Below are 20202 nucleotides of genomic sequence, written 5' to 3'. Positions count from 1 at the left end.
CCTTGTTAATGAATGGCAGAGGGTTAAAGCAAAGGTTCTTCAAGCACGCAACTGTACCGATGCTCGTGCAGGAAATGCGTTGGCGGCAACACCACGGAACACAGTGAGCGGGCATGCCGGCAGCGCGGGTGAAAGGCGCAGCCTGTAGGCAAATTCAGCGGGCTCGGTGGTTCACCCGGCAAGGGTTCGGTAGGCAATGGTCGATGCGGGTCAATCTCGGGAATCGCCTGGATCAACGCCGCCGTGTACGGGTGGCGTGGCGCCGTGAAGACCGCCTCCACCGGGCCTTCTTCGACGATTTTGCCCAGGTACATCACCGCCACGCGGTCGCACAAGCGGCGCACGATGGCCAGGTCATGGGCAATAAACAGGATCGCCAGGTTCATGCGCTGTTGCAGTTCCAGCAACAGGTTGATGATCTGGCCCTGGATCGACACGTCCAGCGCCGCCACGCACTCATCGGCGATGATCAGGCGCGGCTCGACCGCCAGCGCCCGGGCAATGCCGATGCGCTGGGATTGGCCGCCGCTGAGGGACCCGGGTTTGCGGCTGGCCAGTTCGGGGCGCAGGCCGACCAGGTCGAGCAGTTCATTCACGCGTTCGGGAATATGCGCGGGCGCAACCTTGCGCTGCACGCGCAGCACTTCGGCGAGGGTTTCGCCGATGGTGTGGCGCGGGTTCAGCGCGGCGTACGGGTCCTGGAAGATCATTGCGGTTTCATGCCGCAGGCGAGCAATGTCGATGGCGCTGCCATGGGCCATGTCGACGCCATCGAACAACACCTGTCCGGCACTGATCGGGTTGAGGTGCAAAATGGCCCGCCCCAGGGTGCTTTTGCCGCTGCCGGACTCACCTACCAGCCCAAGGGTTTCGCCAGCCGCCAGGTTCAGCGACACGCCGTTCACCGCCCTCACCCACTGTTTGTTCAAGCCGAACAGGCCAGTGCCGGACGCGGCAAACTTCACCTCAAGGTCCTTGATCTGCAATAGGCTCATGGCTGCGCTCCCAACGGGTAATGACAGGCGACTCGCGCGCCTTCCGGCAGCACCTCGGTGCACAAGGTGCCGACCTGCGGGCAGCGCGGGTTGAACCGGCAGCCAGTGGGCAACGCGTCCAGCAACGGCGGCTGACCGGGAATGGTGCGCAGCAAGGCATGGCCGCTGCTGTGGGCAGGCTGGCAGTCAATCAGCCCGGCAGTGTACGGGTGCTGCGGGCGAGCCAGCAGGTCGTATTTGCTGCCGTGCTCGCACAGGCGCCCGGCGTACATCACGGCGATGGAATCGCAGGTTTGCGCGACCACGCCGAGGTCGTGGGTAATCATGATGATCGACAGCCCGCGCTGATCACGCAGGTCCAGCAGCAACCGCAGGATCTGCGCCTGCACCGTCACATCCAGGGCCGTGGTCGGTTCGTCGGCGATCAGCACTTTGGGGTTGCAGCCGAGGGCGACGGCGATCATCGCGCGCTGGCGCATGCCACCCGAAAACTCGTGGGGGTAGTTGTCGACCCGCGCCTGGGGATCGGGGATGCCCACTTGGCGCAGCACCTCGATGGCCTGCAGGCGCGCGTCTTTTTTCGACGCACCTTGATGCAGTCGGATGCCCTCGGCAATCTGCTCGCCGATGCGCATCAACGGGTCGAGGTGGCTGCTGGGGTTCTGGAAGATCATGCCCAACTGACCACCGCGCACGGCACGCATGCCGGCGTCATCCAATGACAGCAGCTCCTGGCCGGCCAGCCGCACCGCACCGCCTTGCACGCGCAGGCTGGGCGATGGCAGCAGGCGCATCAAGCCGCGACAGGCCATGGTCTTGCCCGAGCCGCTTTCCCCCACCAGGCCGAGGATCTCGCCTTCGGCCAAGTCGAAGGACACGCGGTCCACCAGGGTCACATCGCGCCCGGTGTTGTTGGCGATCACACTGAGGTCGCGCACTTGCAACAGGCTCATGAGCGATCCCCCAGCACTTGTGCCACACCATCGGCCAGCAGGCTGAAGCCCATGGCCAGGGTCACGATGGCCAAGCCCGGAAAGGTGCAAATCCACCAGGCCGTAGTGATAAAGGCTTGCCCCTCGGCGACCATGGTGCCCCACTCAGCAGTTGGCGGTTGCACGCCCAGGCCCAGGTAGCTGACGGCGGCGCCATTGAGCAGGACCAGCACGGCGTCAGACATGGAAAACACAATCGAACCAAACATCGCATTGGGCAGCAGATGCCGGAACAGAATGCGCCCGTGGCCAAAGCCCAGGCTCTTGGCGGCCAGGGCAAAGTCGCTTTCCTTGAGCACCAGGATCTGCGAGCGGATCAGCCGCGCATATGACACCCAGCCCACCAGTGCCATGGCGATGTAGAAGCTCTTCAGGCCCGGCCCGAGGATGGCCATGATCGCCAGCATCAGCACCAGGAACGGGAAGGCCAGGATCACATCGATCACGCGCATGCAGACGCCGTCAAACCGCCCGCCGATGTAGCCGGAGACCGCACCGACGAAGGTGCCAATCATGAACGGGAAGATCACCCCAATGATGGCCAACTGCAGGTCGATGCGCGCGCCCCAAATCACCCTCGAAAGGATATCCCTGCCGTAGTTATCCGTGCCAAACGGATGTGCAAGGCTGGGGCCGAGCAAACTGAAATCAGTGTTCTGTGCGATCGGGTCATAGGGCGCGACCCACGGCGCAAACAGCGCTAGCGCCAGCCACACCAGCAGAATCAACAGGCCCCACGCAGCGGTCAGCCGGCCATTGCGCAAACCAAAACGCAGGCGCAAGCGCCACGGGGCAATCAACGGGCGGCTGCTCATTGCATCTTCACCCGTGGGTCGAGGGCCACGGTTACCACGTCGGCGATGAAGTTGACCACCACCGTCGCGCACGCCAGCACCATGGCCACGCCCTGCACCACCATGTAGTCGCGGGTGAAGATGCCGCGCACCAGCAACTGGCCGATGCCGGGAATGGCGAACAGGCTTTCGATCACCACGGTGCCGCTGATCAGCCAGCCAATATTCACCGCCAGCAGGTTGACCGCCGGCACCAGGGAGTTGGGCAACACATGGCGACGAAACACCGCCGCTTCTGACAGCCCACGAGCGCGAGCGGCGGTGACATGGTCAGCCTGCAACTCCATCAACATGCTCGCCCGCAGGTTGCGCACCAGCACCGCCGACAACGCCAGGGCAATCGTCAGGCATGGCAGCACCATGTGATGCGCCTTGTCCAGCCAGGTGCGGCCGTAACCGGACACGGGAAACAAGCCCCACTGCACGCTCAGCAACAGGATCAGCATCAAGCCCAGCCAGAACGCCGGCATGCCCAGGCCAACCGTGGTAAACACGCGGATCAGGTTGTCCGCCCAGCCGCCCTTGTTGCGGGCGGCCAGCGTCGCCAGCGGCACCGCGATCAGCAGCGCCAGCACCACGCTGCCCAGCACCAAGACCAACGTGGGTTCGATGCGGGTGACAATCAACTTGAGGGCGTCGACCTTGTACAGCAGCGATTGGCCGAGGTCGCCCTTGAGCAGGTTCTTCAGGAAGTAGAAATATTGCAGCCACAGCGGCTGGTCGAGGCCGTACTGGGCGCGGATCTTCAGCAAGGCGTCGGGCGTGCTGCGCGAGCCCAGCAGCGCGCGCGCCGGGTCGCCGGGAATCGAGCGCACCAGCACAAAGGTGATCAGGCTGATGCCAAACAGCACCGGCAGCAATTGCAGCGGCCGGGACAGCACAAAACGGTAGCGCGCCAGGTTCATCCGTCAGCCTCGGTGACGAGCGAGAAAGTCCAGCAGCACCGGGAAATATGCCTGGGGTTCTTCATAGAACGGCATATGGCTGCTGTTGGGGAATACGTGCAATTCGGCGTGCCGGGCTGCGAGCTTCATGCGCAGGGCACAGGCCGGCGTGAGTTCGTCGTGCTGGCCGGTGGTAATCAGGATCGGCATCTTGAACTCGGCCATCTCGGGGATGCGGTTCCAGTCCTTGAGGTTGCCGATGTAGAGGAATTCGTTGGGGCCCTGCATGGTTTCGTAGGGGCCCATGTTCCAGTCGCCCAGGGACCGCTTGACCGGCTCGGGCCATTCGTCGAGGCGGCACACGTGGCGGTAGTTGAGCAAGGTGATCGCGGCCTGGTATTGCGGGTGGTCGAGGGTGCCCATGGCCTCGTGGCGCTGCATCATGGCCACGGTTTCGCTGCCGAGGGCGCCACGCAGGCGCTCCAGCTCCTGGGACAGGTGCGGAATGTCGCCCACGGTGTTTTCGAGGATCAGGCTTTTCAGGGCGTCGGGGTAATGAATGGCGTATTCGATGCCGAGCCAGCCGCCCCAGGAATGCCCAAGCAAATGCACGCGGCCCAGGCCCAGGGCCTGGCGCACGGTTTCGACTTCTTCGACATAACGGCGGATTTCCCACAGGGAAATATCGGTGGGTCTGGCTGATGCACCCGTGCCAAGCTGGTCGAATGCAACCACTCGCAGGTTATGGTCTTTGAGCCAGCCATGGGCGTCGCGCAAGTAGTCACACGGCAGGCCCGGCCCGCCGTTGAGGCACAGCAGCACCTCATCGCCTTCGCCGAAGCTGTAGACCACGAGGTTATGGCCGTCGACTTGCACGTTGTACTGCTGGTCGGGGGCAATTTCACGCCACATGCATACATTCCTTGTGTAGTGTCGGCCTGGCAGGTAGCGGGCCGCGATCAGGCCAACACTACCGAGGATGCCGCGCGTCCATAACCTAGCATTTCTTATAGGTTTGGCCTGGCAGTCCTTCGCCGGGGCGTGGCATTCTACTTGCAGCAAGTCGAGATTCAAATGAATTCGGGAGCAGAACGGATGCTGGCCAAGCTGACTGCCTTAAATCACCGTCTGATGCCGGGCAGGAGCCTGGACGAGCAGATGGACAACACCTTTGTCCTCGCCCAGCAATTGGGCTTCGATGCACTGGTGTATGACTACACCCCGGTGCCGATCGACCAGGATGGTGCATTGATCACTCCTTCGGTGCTGGAACTGCGCAACACCCCGCCCGACTGGCACACCTTGTGGTGCAGCGAAGGGTTCTACCAGATCGACCCGGTGCAACATCTGGCCCTGAGCACGGTGTCGCCGTTCGTATGGTCCTACGACGTCAAGGCCGATACTCCCCTGCAAAAGATCATCGATCCCTGCCATGCGCCGGTTTCGTCCTACCTGCACGACCAGCAATTGACCTGCGGCGTCAGCGTGCCGATCCACCTGCCCCGCGGCGGCTTCGCCTCGCTGACCGGCCTGCGTACCGGCAAGGCGCGCAGTGTGTTGCAGGATGCGCAGCAGACCTTGTCGGACTTCAGCCTGATTTCCCACGCCTTGCAGGAAGCGGCCTACCCGCTGTTCAGCAAGGAGCTACGCACTTACCCGCATATTCACCTGACCAAACGTGAACGCGAGTGCCTCAAATGGGCCGCCGACGGCCTGACCGCCGCCGAAATCGCCACGCAATTGAGCCGCTCACTGGCCGTGGTCACCCTGCACCTGGCTTCGGCGATGCACAAGCTGGGGGCCAAGAACCGCGTCCAGGCGGTGGTGCGCGCCACCCATTACCGCTTGCTCGACGACTGACCGCCGGGCAAAACCTAGCTGTTTTGCTAGTTACTTAAATTTCTCCTACGCATTATCGTGTCCCTGATCATTTTTTCAGAGCAGGGTACGAAATGGAATTCATCGAAAAAATCCGCGAAGGGTATGCGGCGTTTGGCGCCTACCAAACCTGGTACCGCGTCACCGGTGACCTCTCCAGCGGCCGCACACCCCTGGTGGTTATCCACGGTGGCCCCGGATGCACCCATGATTATGTCGACGCGTTCAAGGACGTCGCGGCCAGCGGCCATGCCGTGATCCACTACGATCAGTTGGGCAACGGCCGCTCCACCCACCTGCCCGACAAAGACCCGTCCTTCTGGACCGTGGGCCTGTTCCTCGAAGAACTCAACAACCTGCTGGACCATCTGGAGATCAGCGATAACTACGCGATCCTCGGACAATCCTGGGGCGGCATGCTCGGCAGTGAACACGCGATCCTGCAACCCAAGGGCCTGCGTGCCTTTATCCCCGCCAACTCGCCGACGTGCATGCGCACCTGGGTCAGCGAAGCCAACCGCCTACGCAAATTGTTGCCCGAAGGCGTGCATGAAACCCTGCTCAAGCACGAAGCCGTCGGCAACTATCAGGACCCGGAATACCTCGCCGCGTCGCGGGTGTTCTATGACCATCACGTGTGCCGGGTCATCCCGTGGCCGGAAGAAGTGGCGCGCACCTTCGCCCAGGTCGATTCAGACCCAACCGTGTACCACGCCATGAGCGGCCCGACTGAATTCCATGTGATTGGCAGCTTGAAGGACTGGAAATCCACCGGGCGCCTGTCGGCGATCAATGTACCGACGCTGGTGATCTCCGGCCGGCACGACGAGGCCACGCCCTTGGTGGTCAAGCCGTTCCTGGATGAAATCGCGGATGTGCGCTGGGCGCTGTTTGAAGACTCCAGCCACATGCCCCACGTGGAAGAACGCCAGGCGTGCATGGGCACCGTGGTGAAGTTTCTGGATGAGGTGTGTTCCGTGCATTACAAGGAACGCAAGGCCAACTGACCCCCAGTGTAGGAGCCGGCTTGCCGGCTCCTACAGGGGTAGCGTTAGACTTCGGAGGTCTCAGGCTTGGTTGTTTTCCTCGGGACATCCGCCACCAGCGGGATCTCCCTCCCTTCGGCATCAAACAACTTGCCGCCCTTGAAGTAATCCCCATCACGCAGCTCCGACACATCACGAAAGCACAGGCTGCGCTCGGTCCCCGCCACAAACACCGATTGCTGGTCCGAATTGCCGGCGGTGAAATGGTTGAACGCCAGGTTCAGCAGGATCGCCATGATCGCCGACGAACTGATCCCCGAGTGGAAGATGGTCGCAAACCAGCTCGGGAAGTGATCGTAGAAGCTTGGCGCGGCAATCGGGATCATGCCAAAACCGATGGAAGTGGCAACGATGATCAGGTTCATGTTGTTGCGGTAATCGACCTTGGACAAGGTGCGAATACCACTGGCCGCCACGGTGCCAAACAGCACAATCCCGGCACCGCCCAGCACTGAGGTGGGCACCGCCGCGATCACGCGCCCCATGAACGGCAACAGCCCGAGAATCACCAGGAACAACCCGCCCGTGGCCACTACAAAGCGGCTCTTGACCCCGGTGACCGCCACTAGGCCGACGTTCTGGGCGAACGCGCTTTGGGTGAACGAACCGAAGATCGGCGCAAACATACTCGACAACATGTCGGCGCGCAGGCCGTTGCCCAGGCGCTTGGAGTCGACCTTGGTGTCGATGATTTCACCCACCGCCAGGATGTCCGCCGAGGTCTCGACCAGGGTCACCATCACCACGATGCACATGGAAATGATCGCGGCGACATGGAAGGTCGGCATGCCGAAATGGAAGGGTGTGGGGAAACCGAACATCGGACCCTGGGCCACACCGGAGAAGTCGGCCATGCCAAGGAACACCGCGATCACGGTGCCGATCACCATCGCCAGCAGGATCGACAAGCGCGAAATCGTCGCGCTGCCGATCTTGCTCAGCAGCAACACCAGCACCAGGGTCAACGCCGCCAGGCCGATGTTGGACATGCTGCCGAAATCCGCGGCGCGGCTGTTGCCGCCCATGGCCCAGCGCGCCGCAACGGGCATCAGGGTAAGGCCGATGGTGGTGATCACAATACCCGTCACCAGCGGCGGGAAAAACTTGGTGATCCGCGAAAACACCGGGGTGATCAGCAGCCCGATAAACGACGCGGCCATCACCGCCCCGAGAATCGCTGGCACACCACCGGCGCCATCACTGCCGACAATCGCCACCATGGTTGCTACACCGGCAAACGATACGCCCTGCACCAGCGGCAACTGACAGCCAAAAAACGGCAGGCCCAGGGTCTGCAGCAGCGTGGCCAGGCCACCGGCAAACAGCGACGCGGCGATCAACAGGCCGATATCCGCCGGTGACAAACCGGCCGCCTGGCCGACGATCAACGGTACCGCGACAATGCCGCCGTACATGGTGAGCACATGTTGCAGGCCGTAAGCCATGTTGGCCGCGACGCCGAGATTCTCATCTTCGGGCCGCTGCGGTGACGCCTTCGGGATAGTCATGGTGAGGGGTTCTCTGTTTTTGTTGTGCGGCCACTGTATGCAATGTTTGGACTGCATGTCCATAGAGTTGTATACAATCGATCGAACAAGATACCCTCCATCGGCGTTACAAAAACAATCCGGCCGTGATGAGCCAGAACGCCAAAGGACCCAGAACAATGAAAAAGGCATTACAGGGAGCGACCGTTGCACTCACCCTCCTCGGCGGTGGGGAGGCCGTTGCGGTGGAATGGATGAACAACAGCGTAGGATTTCGCTACGGCCAGCAATTCACCAACCCGAACAACCCCGACGAGTTCAGCAAGCGCATTTACAGCTTCACCCACGCCAGTGGCTACCGGTACGGCAGCAATTTTCTCAACCTTGATGTGTTCCTGTCCGACAGCCGTGACCCACGCAAGGGCACCGATCATGGCGGGAGCGAGGTGTACGCGGTGTACCGCCACCAGTTGTACGCATCGCGGGTGTTCGACGTGCCGCTGGGCACCGGGTTGATCAAGGATTACGCGCTGACCCTGGGCTTCGATGCCAACCGCAACAACAACTTCGCCTCAGCCAAGAAGCGCGCCCTGGTGGTCGGCCCGACCTTGAAGTTCAACACCGTCGGCGTGCTGGACCTGAGCCTGATGTACTACAAGGAAAGGAACCACACTGGCATCCCCGGCGCGCAGGAGTCGAACCACACCTTCGACGACACCTACATGCTCAACCTGACGTGGATGCGCCCGTTCGAGATCGCCAACCATGCGGCGAAATTCCAGGGTTTTATCAATTACGTCGGGGAAAAAGGCGAGGACTACCACGGCCGCGACACCGCGCCGGAGGCCCTGATGCGCACCGCGCTGATGGTGGCGGTGCGACCGGGCAAAAGCGCCAAGCCAAACCTGTACCTTGGGGTGGGTTACGAGTACTGGCATAACAAGTTCGGCGTGGACGGCGGCCGAGGTAGCCGCACATCGACGCCGACGGTGAATATGGAAATCACCTTCTGACTGAAGAAACCCAATCAACTTGTGGGAGCTGGCTTGCCTGCGATGCGAGCGACTCGGTGCATCAGGTACACCGAGCCGATGCTATCGCAGGCAGCCCAGCTCCCACAGTTTTGACCGCGTTGTCACTTCAGATTCGAGCCAGTTCGGAGCTATCGGTTTTCGGCCTCGCCAGCCAGTAACCCAACACCGCCAGTGGCGCGGTCGCCAGCATCACGATTACGGTAATCAGCAGCGGTTGCTCGATCATCGACGACACCAGCAGGCTGCTGAGGAAACACAGACCCAGTTGCAGGGTGTTTTGCAATGCCGCCGCCTTGCCGGAATTTTCCGCAAACGGCATCAGCGCATTCGCCACGACGATGGGGTAACTGGCACCGTTGACCAGCGCCATCAGGCAGAACGGAATCAGCAAGGTGGTGAGGGTCGGCACCGTCAGCGTGGCAACCAGATACAACGCCACCATGCTGATGCAATACGCCAGCAGCAACCAGGGCAGCAACGTCTTGCCCGGTAAGTGCTGCAAGGCACTGCGGCAGCTGTAACCGCCCACCAGAAATGCCAGCGTCGGCAGCACGTAGCTCAGGCCGATGTCATTCGGGCTGTAGCCCATGCCACCCAAGATGAACGGTGACGCGGTCAGCCAAGCAAAAAAACTCGCCGAACAGGCGGCGAAGATCAGCACATTTCCGGTAAACACGCGGGAAGTGAGCAACTGCCCGTAACCGAGGCGCATGGGTTTGCGTTCCTCCGTCGGACGCTTCGCCACCGTGCGCAGGAACAATGTCGGCAGCAACAGCAGCACCGACACCCCCAGCAATACACCGAAGATCGCCTGCCAACCAAAGTGATTCAGCACCATAGCGCCCAACAGCGGCGCCAACGCAGGCGACAACGACATCAGCGGCATGATGCTGGCGAACACACGATGAGCCTTATCTGCCGGGTAGCGATCGATCACCAGCGCCTGCCAACTGACGGCGGCGGAACACACGCCGATCGCCTGGATGAAGCGCAGCGCCAGCAATTGCGGCGCGGTCTCGACCCAGAACATCCCCGCACAGCCCAGTACAAACAGGCTCAGGCCAGCGAGCAGGATCGGCTTGCGACCCAGGCGATCGGACAATGGCCCCCATAACAACTGCCCCACCGCAAAGCCGGCGAGGAAAATACTCAAGCTGGCGCCTACCGCGCCTGCGCCAATCTGCAACTGCTCGCCCATAGCGCCGAACGCCGGCAAGTACATGTCCATGGCGAGGTAACCGAGCATGCTCAGCCCCGCCAAATACCCAGTGAAACCAAAAGAATTTTTCATCGAAGCCTTGCTAATCCTGCCATCAAACTATTTGCTGACTGGCGCCCATTATGAAGCTGGCAGTTGATGTGTGAAGCGATAATAATTGGACACTCTTATCAATATTTTTGAAGGCAACCGCCATGTGGTCCGAATATTCCCTGGATGTGGTCGATGCAGTGGCGCGGCATGGCAGTTTCAGCGCGGCCGCCCAGGAACTGCACCGGGTGCCGTCGGCCATCAGCTATACGGTGCGCCAGCTTGAAGAATGGTTGGCGGTGCCGCTGTTCGTGCGGCGCCACCGCGACGTCGAGCTGACACCTGCGGGCCGCTTGTTTATCGACGAAGCCCGTGGCGTGATGAAAAAAATGCTCGGCACACGGCGCTTGTGCCAGCAGGTCGCCAATGGCTGGAGTGGCCAGTTGAAGGTGGCGGTGGACTCCATCGTCAAACCCCAGCGCTGCCGGCAGTTGGTGGTGGATTTCTACCGGCAGTTTCCCGAGGTCGAGCTGTTGCTGGAGTACGAGGTGTACAACGGCGTGTGGGATGCGTTGGCGGATGAGCGCACTGACATTGTGATCGGCGCCACCAGCGCGGTGCCGGTGGCCAGTCACTTTACCTTTCGCGACATGGGCTTGTTGAACTGGCTCTGCGTGGTCAGCGCGCGGCATCCGCTGGCGAGCGTCGACGGGTTGCTGAGCGACGATCAGCTGCGCCCCTTTGCTTCGCTGTGCATGACCGACACTTCGCGCAACCTGCCCAAGCGCGACACCTGGACCCTGGATAACCAGCGCCGGTTGGTTGTGCCGAATTGGTCCTCGGCAATCGATTGCCTGCGCGATGGCCTGTGTGTCGGCATGGCGCCGGCGCACCAGGTGCTGCCGTGGATCGAACGCGGTGAGCTGGTGGCGTTGCGACTGAGCCGACCGTTTCCGGCCAGCCCGTCGTGCGTGGCCTGGGCGCAGAGCAAGCTTTCACCGGCCATGGCGTGGTTGTTGGAGTATTTGGGGGATACCGAGACGATGAACCAGGAGTGGCTGAACGGAAACGATCCCTGACAACCATGGAGATCCCCTGTGGGAGCGGGCTCGCCCGCGATGGCGGCGTGTCAGTTTGCCAATATTTCGACTGATACACCGCTATCGCGGGCAAGCCCGCTCCCACAGGGTGAATGTCATTTCAATCCAATAGACGGGTAATGGCTCGCACGATCATCTCGACTTCCTTGGCATCCAGGGTCAGTGGCGGCAGCAGGCGTATGACCTTGCCGCGCGTCACATTGATCAACAACCCATGCTCCTGAGCGGCACGCAGGGCCAGGTCCCGGTAAGGGTGGGTCAGCTCAATACCTATCATCAACCCCCGCCCGCGAATCGCCAGTACATGCGGGTGCTCGCTCAGCTCTACCTGCAACCGCGCCAGCAAGCGTTCCCCCTGCTGCGCGGCGTTCTGCAGCAAGCCTTGTTCTTCGATGATGTCCAGTACGGTGCACCCCACCCGACACACCAAGGGATTGCCGCCGAAGGTGCTGCCGTGGCTGCCCGGTGTGAACAATTGGGCCACGGCGGACCGGGCCAGGCAGGCACCGATCGGCACGCCGTTGCCGAGGCCTTTGGCCAGGGTCATCACATCCGGGACAATGCCTTCCTGCTGGAAGGCGAACCAGGCGCCGGTGCGACCGATGCCGGTCTGGATTTCATCCAGCATCAGCAGCCAGCCGTAGCGCGTGCAGTGGTCACGCAGGGCCAGCAGGTAGCCCGGCGGGGCCGGCAGCACACCGCTTTCACCCTGGATAGGCTCCAGCAGTACCGCTGCGATACGCGCGCCGAATGCGTGTGTGATGGCTTCTATCGCAGCGATATCACCAAAGGCCACCTTGAGAAAATCCCCCGGCAAGCGCTGGAAGCCCAAGCGCACCGACGGCCCATCGCTGGCCGCCATCGTGCCGAGCGTGCGGCCATGAAAGGCGTTTTCCATCACCACCACCAAGGGTTCCTCGATGCCTTTTTTCCAGCCATGCAGGCGCGCAAGTTTCAGCGCGGTTTCGTTGGCTTCGGCACCGGAGTTGTTGAAAAAGGCGCGGTCCAGGCCAGACAGTTGAGTGAGACGCTGGGCCAGCCGTTGCTGCCAGTCGATGCTGTAGAGGTTGGAGGTATGCAACAGCAAGCCAGCCTGCTCGCTGATCGCCGTCACCAGCCTGGGGTGCGAGTGGCCGACATTGGTCACCGCCACACCGGCCACGGCGTCCAGGTATTCGCGCCCCTGCTGGTCCCACAGGCGCGTGCCGAGGCCGCGGGTGAAGCTCAGGGCCAGGGGTTGGTAAGTGGTCATCAGGCAGGCGGCGGTCATGGTGCGGGCTCCGGTGCATCGTAGGAATGACTGCAGTATCGTTAGCCACCTGAGCTGGATAAACTGCACATCTCTGCAATGACTTTAAACCAGGACTTGATAATGGATCTGTTCCAGGCAATGTCGGTGTACGTGAAAGTGGTCGAGACCGGCAGCATGACGGCGGCGGCCCAGGCCTGTGGGATGTCCACCACCATGGTCGGCAACCATTTGCGCGCCCTGGAGCAGCGACTGGGGGTCAGCCTACTCAAGCGCACCACGCGCAAACAAAGCCTTACGGAATTTGGTGGGCAGTATTACCAGCGTTGCCTGGAAGTACTGGGCTTGGTGGCCGACTCCGAGCAGCTGGCCGAGCAGGCCCACAGCGACATTCCCAAAGGCACGCTGCGTATCACCGCGCCCCCCGTGTTCGGCACCGAACGCCTGACACCAGCCTTGAGCGAGTTTTCCCGGCGCTACCCGCAGATCAACCTATACGTGGTCCTGAGCAATGAGCGCATGGATTTGGTCGACAGCGGCTTCGACGTAGCGATCCGTCTTGGCGAATTGGAAACCTCCAGCCTGATCGCCAGGCCATTGCAGGACTACACCCTCACCCTCTGCGCGTCACCGGCCTACCTGGCGCGACACGGCACACCGCAAACCCCCGATGACCTGCAGCGGCACAACTGCCTGGCGTTCGCCTACCCGGCAAGTGACAACTGGCGCGACTCCGAAAAGCTCTGGCGCATGACCGACGATGCCGGCGAGGTGCAAATTCCGGTGTCTGGCTCATTGACCATCAACAGCTCGCAAGGTCTGCGCCAGGCGGCTGTAAACGGCATGGGCATCATCATGCTGGCCGATGCCCTGGTGCAGCCGGACCTGGACAGCGGCAAGCTGGTGGCCTTGCTGACCACCTATCGACTGCCCAGCCGCCCGATGCACCTGCTCTACGGCCAGGACCGTTATCGCCTGCCCAAGCTGCGCGCCTTTGTGGATTTCGCCATGGAGAAGTGGGCGCGCTAGTAGTCCACGCCTAATTCGCGCAGGCGCGCCGCCGTACGCTCGGCCGATACGTGGTGAATCCCCTGCCAACCCAAGGCAACCGCCGCTTCGATATTGCCGGCAACATCGTCGATAAACACCACTTCAGCCGGCTGGATATCCGGCAAGTGGGCGCGTACCTGGCTGAGGCTGGCGTGATAGATCGACGCATCCGGCTTGATCAGCTTCAGCTCGCCGGACACCAGGATGTCGCGAAAGTACTGCAGGAACGGGTAATTGGCCCGCGCATAGGGGAACGTCTCGGCAGACCAGTTGGTAAGCCCGAACAGCGGCATGTCGGCCTGGTGCAACGCGTTGAGGATCGCCACGCCGTCTGGCAACGGGCCACGCAGCATTTCGTGCCAACGGTCGTAATAGGCCTGGATCAGGCGCTCATGATGGGGATGTTGCTCGATCAGGCTGCGGGTGCCATCTGCCAGGGTGCGGCCAGCGTCCTGCTCGGTGTTCCAGGCCTGGGTGCAGATGTTGTCGAGAAACCATTGCCGCTCACGGTCGTCGGCAATCAGCTTGCGATACAGGTGATGCGGGTTCCAATCGAACAGGACACCGCCGAAATCAAAAACTACTGCACGAATCGTCATCAGATCCTCCGTTAGCGTGAGTGATAGCGGATGAAGTCTGGCAGATTCTGGTCGGCAGGGGTCACGCGTTGACGCGTAGGAGGGCTCTGAATAACAAACAGATCAACTGGCGGAAAGGGTGGGTGTGGGAGCTGGCTTGCCTGCGATGACATCACCGAGGTGTATCAGCTACACCTCGGTGCCTGCATCGCGGGCAAGCCCGGCTCTCGCAGCAAGCCAGTTGCTACAGGTTCGGCCGTGTTCAGGCCTGGATCAGGCCATTGATCTTGACGGTCGGGTTTACATCCGCTTCGTAATCGACGCCAGCGACTTCAAAACCGAACAAACGCAGGAATTCCGCCTTGTAGCCGGCAAAATCGCTGATCTCGTTGACGTTGTCGTCGGTGACCTGGTTCCACAGTGCTGCCACGGCGTCCTGGACTTTGGGTTCCAGCTCGGCCAGGTCGGCACGCAGGCGGCCGTCGGCGTCGAGCTTAGGCTCTTTGCCGTACAGGCTGTCCTTGAACAGGCCGTAGACTTGCTCGATGCAACCTTCGTGGGTGCCCTGCTCTTTCATCACCTTGAACAGCAGCGACAGGTACAGCGGCATGATCGGGATCGCCGAGCTGGCCTGGGTGACCACGGCCTTGAGTACCGACACACGGGCGTCGCCCTTGAGTGCCGCGAGGTTGTCGCGCAGGGTCAGGACTTTCTTGTCGAGGTCTTTCTTGGCTTCGCCGATGGAGCCGTTCCAGTAGATGTCCTGGGTCAGCTTTTCACCGAGGTAGGTGAACGCGGTGGTCTTGGCGCCTTCGGCCAGGACGTCGGCGTCACGCAGGGCGTCGATCCACAGCTGCCAGTCTTCGCCGCCCATGACTTTCACGGTGCCGTCGATTTCTTCCTGGGTGGCGGGCTCAAGGGTGGTGTCGACCACAACGCCTTTGTCGGTGTTGATGCCGCGCAGGGTCACGGCCTTGCCGATCGGCTTGAGGGTGGAGTTGTGCACCACGCCTTGCGGGTCGGTACGGCGTGGCGCGGCCAGGCTGTAGACAACCAGGTCGATCTTGCCCAGGTCTTTCTTGATGGTTTCGATGGTCAGGCGCTTGATCTCGTCGGAGAACGCGTCGCCGTTGATGCTCTTGGCGTATAGGCCTTTCTCGACGGCAAACTTCTCGAACGCGGCGCTGTTGTACCAGCCGGCGGAGCTCAGCTTGCCTTCTTCGCCTTCTTTCTCAAAAAACACGCCCAGGGTGTCGGCGCCGCAGCCAAAGGCAGCACTGATGCGCGCGGCCAGGCCGTAACCGGTGGATGCACCGAGGACCAGGACCTTTTTCGGGCCGCCTTCGATAACGCCGTGCTGAGTGACGTAGTCGATCTGCTCTTTGACGTTCGCTTCACAGCCAACAGGGTGAGCGGTCACACAGATGAAGCCACGAACCCGCGGTTTGATGATCATAAAATTTCTGCCTCTTCCAAGGTGCCGAAGGCCAGTGGTGGCCATTCAACTTCAATCGTACCGGTCTATGACGTCCAAAAAACCGAAGCGTCACGATAGTCGCAAATCTTCCGTTTACAAAATCCAATCCACTCAGTGCTACAAGGGTTAAAAACTGTGTAAAGCCTTCACAATTTCGCAATATTTAAAACGCCTATCCAGCCTCGAACGCCTTATCATGACGCAGTTGTTTCAACATGTTTCAAAAACCCCACCACTCGCAGCCAGGGATCCGGACTTGTCGAATGGCGTCCTGCTGGAGCTGAGTTACATGAATAAGCCTGCTTTGCGTAAAAAAGCGGTATCGATCGCCTGGGTACTCGGCGTGCTGCTGATCATTGATGTGTTCCCCGAAACCACGCTGGTGTTTCTCGGCCTGGTCGTGGTGTGCGGCGTCTACGACTTCCTGCGTAATGGCCTGTATGACGCGCCCACCCTCAAGAAATACTTCATCGGCAGCGGTCGCAACACCTGGCTGCTGGCGCCGTTCAACACCCTGTTCGACCTGATGAGCTCGCGTAACCGTCACGTCTACACGATGGCCGACCTGCCACCGGCCTGGCGCGAGGACCTGCAACAGGTGATCGATAACGCCATGGCCCACAAGGACGAAATCATCGGTTACCTGGACGAACGCATGGCCGAGAAGAAGCGCGGCATGCTGTTTTTCCAGTGGTACGGCCAAGCCATCGAAACCACCCTGGATATTCCGCAACTGCGCGAAAAACTGCCGTTCGTGAAGACCATTGGCGTGTCGGTGTTCAATGAAAACCGCTCGACGTCCTTCCACTTCGGCCCGCTGCGCATGATGTTCCGCGTGCTCTACAACATGGCTCCGGCGCCCCATCACGAGGGCGTCTACATCCAGGTGGGTAAGCACAAGCATTACTGGCACGACGACCCGTTGTTTATTTTCGATGACACCTTGATGCATGCGTCTTTCAACAAAAACGATGCCAAGCGTTACTGCCTGTTCATCGATATCGTGCGGCCGACCCCGGTGCCCCTGGTTCTCAACGCCGTGATCGCTGGGTTTGCCGGCATGGCCTTTACCCTGCGTCGGGTTTTCTACAAAAACTGGAAGCTGATTCAGTAAGTTCTGCGGCATGATGGTACTGGACGGTGTTTGCGCTCGGCCTTGCGCCTGAGGTAAATAACTGTCTCGTGCGACCGAAATCGGCGCCCATCATTCTCAAGCCATCGCGGCCCCTTAGGGGTGCGGTGGCTGCGCTTTCAAGGAATCAGAATGCCCCAACGTCAAGTCATCAATGCCTCCGTCAGCCCCAAGGGCAGCCTCGAAACCCTGTCACAACGTGAAGTCCAGCAACTGAGCGAAGCCGGTTCCGGCAGCATCTACACCCTGTTCCGCCAATGCGCCCTGGCGATCCTCAACACCGGCGCGCACATCGACAACGCCAAGACCATCCTCGACGCCTACAAAGACTTTGAAGTGCGCATCCACCAGCAGGACCGCGGTGTGCGCCTGGAATTGCTGAACGCCCCGGCCGATGCCTTCGTCGATGGCGAAATGATCGCCAGCACCCGCGAAATGCTGTTCAGCGCCTTGCGTGACATCGTCTACACCGAAAACGAGTTGGACAGCCAGCGCATCGACCTGAGCAATTCCCAGGGCATCACCGACTACGTGTTCCACCTGCTACGCAACGCCCGGACGCTGCGCCCCGGTGTCGAGCCGAAGATCGTGGTGTGCTGGGGCGGGCACTCGATCAACACCGAAGAATACAAATACACCAAGAAAGTCGGCCATGAACTGGGCCTGCGCAGCCTCGACGTATGCACCGGCTGCGGCCCTGGCGTGATGAAAGGTCCGATGAAAGGCGCGACCATTTCCCACGCCAAACAACGGATCACCGGCGGGCGTTACCTGGGCCTGACCGAGCCGGGCATCATTGCGGCCGAAGCGCCGAACCCGATCGTCAACGAGCTGGTGATCTTGCCGGACATCGAAAAACGCCTGGAAGCCTTCGTCCGCGTCGGCCATGGCATCATCATCTTCCCAGGCGGTGCCGGTACGGCAGAGGAGTTCCTGTACCTGCTGGGTATCTTGATGCACCCGGACAACCGCGACTTGCCGTTCCCGGTCATTCTCACCGGGCCGAAACATGCCGCGCCGTACCTGCAACAACTGCACGCCTTCGTCGGCGCCACATTGGGCGAAGCGGCCCAGGCGCACTACCAGATCATCATTGATGACCCGGCCGAAGTAGCCCGCCAGATGACTGCTGGCCTCAAGGCGGTGAAGCAGTTCCGCCGCGAACGCAACGACGCGTTCCACTTCAACTGGCTGTTGAAGATCGACGAGGGCTTCCAGCGCCCGTTCGACCCGACCCACGAGAACATGGCCAGCCTGCAGTTGAACCACGCGCTGGCGCCTCACGAACTCGCGGCCAACCTGCGCCGTGCGTTCTCGGGGATCGTGGCGGGTAACGTCAAGGACAAAGGCATCCGCCTGATCGAGCAGAACGGCCCGTATGAAATCCACGGCGACCCGGCCATCATGAAACCGCTGGACGAACTGCTACAGGCCTTCGTCGCCCAGCACCGCATGAAATTGCCAGGCGGCGCGGCGTATGTGCCGTGCTACCGCGTGGTGCAATGACTTAGCGCTGTACCGCCACGCATTTGATTTCCACCAGTAGACCGGGGTGCGCCAGTTCGGACACCCCGATCGTGGTCCAGGCGCAATGCCCGCGTGGGAACAAGCGGTTTTTCACCTCGCGAAATACCGCCATGTGCTGGCTCATGTCGACGTGATAGGTGGTCATGTCCACCACGTCGTCGAAGGTGCAGTCGCCCTCCTCCAGAACCTCCCGCAGATTTTCCCAGGCCGCGACGAATTGCGCCTCGGGGTCCTCGATCACCGCCAATGCAGCCGTCCGCCCGACCTGGCCTGCGCAGTACAACGTCTTGCCGACCTTTACCCCGGGCACGTAGCCGGCGCGCTCGACGATGGGGTGCATGGAAGGGGGAATGATGAGGTGGCGGTCGGTCATGGTTCGTATCTCTTTAAACCCTGTGGGCGGGGACAGTTCGGGCTAGTGTTTTACCTGTTCCGCCTGACCCACGCCAGATGAGCGACCTATGGACCAACGGATATTGTCCTCGGTCACTCCTTACCCCAGGGTAAGGAATATAACGATGCAGATCTTCACTATGGCGACCGCCACACTGACCTCGAAAGGTCAAATCACCATTCCTGTCCAAGTCAGGACCGCCCTTGGCCTGGAAGCAGGCGACCGGGTCGAGTAAGACCGATGTGGTGACGGTACTGGAAACCCTGTTACGGACCCGCGAATTGACCGTGGAGCATGGTGAGATCATCTGGCAGGCACTGCGCAAGTTTATGGCGAACAAGGCCGACTTTGCAGACTGCCTGGTCGAACGCTGCGCCCATGCCGCCGGTTGCACGTACACAGCGACCTTCGACCTCAACGCGATCAAGACAACGGGCATGAAGCGCCTGGCCTGAACCGCAGCGTTGCGACTGCGGGCGGGCTTTGGTACAAACCGCTTTTACCTTGATCGAGAGAAGACTGACGTGCGCACGTTTCTACTCGCAGCCCTTGCCATGGCCTCCACCACCGCACTGGCTGACGCCATCACCTGGCCCGACCTGCCAAAAACCTGCTTCGTCAGCGGCCGTTCCGCCACCAGTGCGGATCTTGAGACCGGTTGCGCCGCTTTCCTGATCAATGTGAAAGGCCAGGCGGCGGGTACGCCGATCAAGCTGGATATTCCCCAGTACGCCATGCACATCGACGAAGCCACCGGCAAGGAAACCCCGGTGATCCTCATCCAGGCGGAGGAGAATGGCGAGGTCAAGGCGGTGGGTTACAGGGAGCTGGGCTCCGATCAACTCGGTGCCGCGCTGCTGCGGGAAGTTCGGCTCCTGGGCACCCAGAAGCCGATTTAGCCGGGGCTCAGCGAACCCAGCCACCACCCTGCCAGTGGTACCCATCATTACGCTGCACCCAATGCGGATGCACGTAGCGGTACCCCTCCCGCACCGGCTCCCAGTGGCCGTGCACCGCGACATAGCGCCCACCTTCCCAACGCCAGTAACCGCGTGACCAAATATAGCCATAGCGCACCGGCGGCTCGACTTCGATCACCTGCACCGGCGGCGGCTGCGGGGCGACGACTTCGACATACTCACGTTGCACCGGCCTGCGCTCATGCACAACGCGTTCTTGCACACACCCGGATGCCGCGACCACCATGGCCGCCAATGCCGCATAACGTAGCAACATAAAAAACCCTCGGGCGCTGACGCCCACAACCTGCACGGCT

20 protein-coding genes and 2 pseudogenes are annotated in these 20202 nt (G+C 61.2%); 10 read left to right on the top strand and 12 right to left on the bottom strand.

Annotation, left to right across the window (positions count from 1 at the left end):
* Positions 1-23: 23 nt before the first annotated feature.
* Genes KUA23_RS08500 through KUA23_RS08480 form a run of 5 tightly spaced genes read right to left on the bottom strand, consistent with a single transcriptional unit; the run spans position 24 to position 4637 of the window.
* Positions 24-995 (bottom strand): ABC transporter ATP-binding protein, encoded by a 972-nt coding sequence (locus tag KUA23_RS08500; protein ID WP_252993753.1) that lies wholly within the window; start codon positions 993-995, stop codon positions 24-26.
* Positions 992-1948 (bottom strand): ABC transporter ATP-binding protein, encoded by a 957-nt coding sequence (locus tag KUA23_RS08495; protein WP_078047483.1) that lies wholly within the window; start codon positions 1946-1948, stop codon positions 992-994. The genes KUA23_RS08500 and KUA23_RS08495 overlap by 4 nt, the downstream gene beginning before the upstream one ends.
* The gene (locus KUA23_RS08490; RefSeq protein ID WP_252993752.1) at positions 1945-2802 is read right to left on the bottom strand and encodes an ABC transporter permease; all 858 of its coding nucleotides are present in this window, start codon (positions 2800-2802) and stop codon (positions 1945-1947) included. Before KUA23_RS08490 ends, KUA23_RS08495 begins: the two co-directional genes overlap by 4 nt.
* A complete protein-coding gene (locus KUA23_RS08485) occupies positions 2799-3746 on the bottom strand; it encodes an ABC transporter permease (protein ID WP_012722919.1) in 948 nt (315 codons plus the stop codon). Before KUA23_RS08485 ends, KUA23_RS08490 begins: the two co-directional genes overlap by 4 nt.
* A 3-nt stretch (positions 3747-3749) precedes the next feature.
* Positions 3750-4637 carry a proline iminopeptidase-family hydrolase gene (locus tag KUA23_RS08480; protein ID WP_099494464.1) on the bottom strand — a complete coding sequence of 296 codons (888 nt, stop codon included), beginning with the start codon at positions 4635-4637 and terminating at the stop codon, positions 3750-3752.
* Between the two features lie 183 nt (positions 4638-4820).
* Between KUA23_RS08480 and KUA23_RS08475 the strand changes: the two genes are divergently transcribed.
* Complete coding sequence (locus tag KUA23_RS08475; protein WP_078047480.1) at positions 4821-5585, top strand: LuxR family transcriptional regulator; 765 nt, start codon at positions 4821-4823, stop codon at positions 5583-5585.
* A 92-nt stretch (positions 5586-5677) separates the two neighbouring features.
* Positions 5678-6610, top strand: a complete 933-nt coding sequence (locus KUA23_RS08470) for a proline iminopeptidase-family hydrolase (protein ID WP_078047479.1) — start codon at positions 5678-5680, stop codon at positions 6608-6610.
* A 44-nt stretch (positions 6611-6654) separates the two neighbouring features.
* Here KUA23_RS08470 and KUA23_RS08465 read toward each other — a convergent pair whose 3' ends face one another.
* Complete coding sequence (locus tag KUA23_RS08465; RefSeq protein WP_078050883.1) at positions 6655-8157, bottom strand: nucleobase:cation symporter-2 family protein; 1503 nt, start codon at positions 8155-8157, stop codon at positions 6655-6657.
* A 158-nt stretch (positions 8158-8315) separates the two neighbouring features.
* Between KUA23_RS08465 and KUA23_RS08460 the strand changes: the two genes are divergently transcribed.
* On the top strand, positions 8316-9149 hold the full coding sequence (locus tag KUA23_RS08460) for a nucleoside-binding protein (protein WP_252993751.1): 834 nt from the start codon (positions 8316-8318) through the stop codon (positions 9147-9149).
* 127 nt (positions 9150-9276) lie between these two features.
* Here the strand turns inward: KUA23_RS08460 and punC are convergent, their stop codons facing one another.
* Positions 9277-10461, bottom strand: coding sequence for a purine nucleoside transporter PunC (gene punC / locus KUA23_RS08455; protein WP_252993750.1), 1185 nt, complete (start codon positions 10459-10461; stop codon positions 9277-9279).
* Positions 10462-10583: 122 nt separating this feature from the next.
* Between punC and punR the strand changes: the two genes are divergently transcribed.
* Positions 10584-11498: a DNA-binding transcriptional activator PunR gene (gene punR, locus KUA23_RS08450; RefSeq protein WP_078047476.1), complete on the top strand. Its 915-nt coding sequence runs from the start codon at positions 10584-10586 to the stop codon at positions 11496-11498.
* Between the two features lie 121 nt (positions 11499-11619).
* Here punR and KUA23_RS08445 read toward each other — a convergent pair whose 3' ends face one another.
* Complete coding sequence (locus KUA23_RS08445; RefSeq protein ID WP_252993749.1) at positions 11620-12789, bottom strand: aspartate aminotransferase family protein; 1170 nt, start codon at positions 12787-12789, stop codon at positions 11620-11622.
* Positions 12790-12891: 102 nt separating this feature from the next.
* On the opposite strand from KUA23_RS08445, the gene KUA23_RS08440 reads away from it, so the two are divergent.
* Positions 12892-13797 carry a LysR family transcriptional regulator gene (locus KUA23_RS08440; protein ID WP_252993748.1) on the top strand — a complete coding sequence of 302 codons (906 nt, stop codon included), beginning with the start codon at positions 12892-12894 and terminating at the stop codon, positions 13795-13797.
* Here KUA23_RS08440 and KUA23_RS08435 read toward each other — a convergent pair.
* Together KUA23_RS08435 and fabV are read right to left on the bottom strand one after the other, a co-directional pair.
* Positions 13794-14417, bottom strand: coding sequence for an HAD family hydrolase (locus tag KUA23_RS08435; protein ID WP_252993747.1), 624 nt, complete (start codon positions 14415-14417; stop codon positions 13794-13796). The two genes, KUA23_RS08440 and KUA23_RS08435, sit on opposite strands and share 4 nt — an antisense overlap.
* A gap of 241 nt (positions 14418-14658) precedes the next feature.
* Entirely contained in the window at positions 14659-15852 is a 1194-nt protein-coding gene (gene fabV / locus KUA23_RS08430) for an enoyl-ACP reductase FabV (protein WP_100491263.1), read from the bottom strand.
* Between the two features lie 310 nt (positions 15853-16162).
* Between fabV and KUA23_RS08425 the strand changes: the two genes are divergently transcribed.
* Both KUA23_RS08425 and ppnN read left to right on the top strand, forming a co-directional pair.
* Positions 16163-16987, top strand: coding sequence for an aspartyl/asparaginyl beta-hydroxylase domain-containing protein (locus KUA23_RS08425; protein WP_252993746.1), 825 nt, complete (start codon positions 16163-16165; stop codon positions 16985-16987).
* 150 nt (positions 16988-17137) lie between these two features.
* A complete protein-coding gene (ppnN, locus tag KUA23_RS08420) occupies positions 17138-18511 on the top strand; it encodes a nucleotide 5'-monophosphate nucleosidase PpnN (RefSeq protein ID WP_078047470.1) in 1374 nt (457 codons plus the stop codon).
* 1 nt (position 18512) lies between these two features.
* Here ppnN and KUA23_RS08415 read toward each other — a convergent pair whose 3' ends face one another.
* The gene (locus KUA23_RS08415) at positions 18513-18905 is read right to left on the bottom strand and encodes a RidA family protein (RefSeq protein WP_100491265.1); all 393 of its coding nucleotides are present in this window, start codon (positions 18903-18905) and stop codon (positions 18513-18515) included.
* A gap of 88 nt (positions 18906-18993) precedes the next feature.
* Between KUA23_RS08415 and KUA23_RS08410 the strand changes: the two are divergent.
* The 3 genes and pseudogenes from KUA23_RS08410 to KUA23_RS08400 form a co-directional block, all read left to right on the top strand.
* A pseudogene (locus KUA23_RS08410) lies at positions 18994-19158 on the top strand (AbrB/MazE/SpoVT family DNA-binding domain-containing protein); the annotation flags it as partial.
* Positions 19154-19381: pseudogene (locus tag KUA23_RS08405) on the top strand (VapC toxin family PIN domain ribonuclease); the annotation flags it as partial. The pseudogenes KUA23_RS08410 and KUA23_RS08405, both read left to right, overlap by 5 nt.
* Positions 19382-19480: 99 nt before the next feature.
* Entirely contained in the window at positions 19481-19825 is a 345-nt protein-coding gene (locus KUA23_RS08400; protein WP_078047468.1) for a hypothetical protein, read from the top strand.
* Between the two features lie 7 nt (positions 19826-19832).
* On the opposite strand, the gene KUA23_RS08395 is transcribed toward KUA23_RS08400, so the two are convergent.
* Positions 19833-20162: a YXWGXW repeat-containing protein gene (locus KUA23_RS08395; RefSeq protein ID WP_043274284.1), complete on the bottom strand. Its 330-nt coding sequence runs from the start codon at positions 20160-20162 to the stop codon at positions 19833-19835.
* Between the last annotated feature and the right edge of the window lie 40 nt (positions 20163-20202).

The organism is Pseudomonas pergaminensis, from assembly GCF_024112395.2.
In the GTDB taxonomy this organism is placed as follows: Bacteria; Pseudomonadota; Gammaproteobacteria; order Pseudomonadales; family Pseudomonadaceae; genus Aquipseudomonas; species Aquipseudomonas pergaminensis.
The sequence above is the reverse complement of the archived record's forward strand: the minus strand, read 5'-3'. Positions and strand labels throughout refer to the sequence as shown.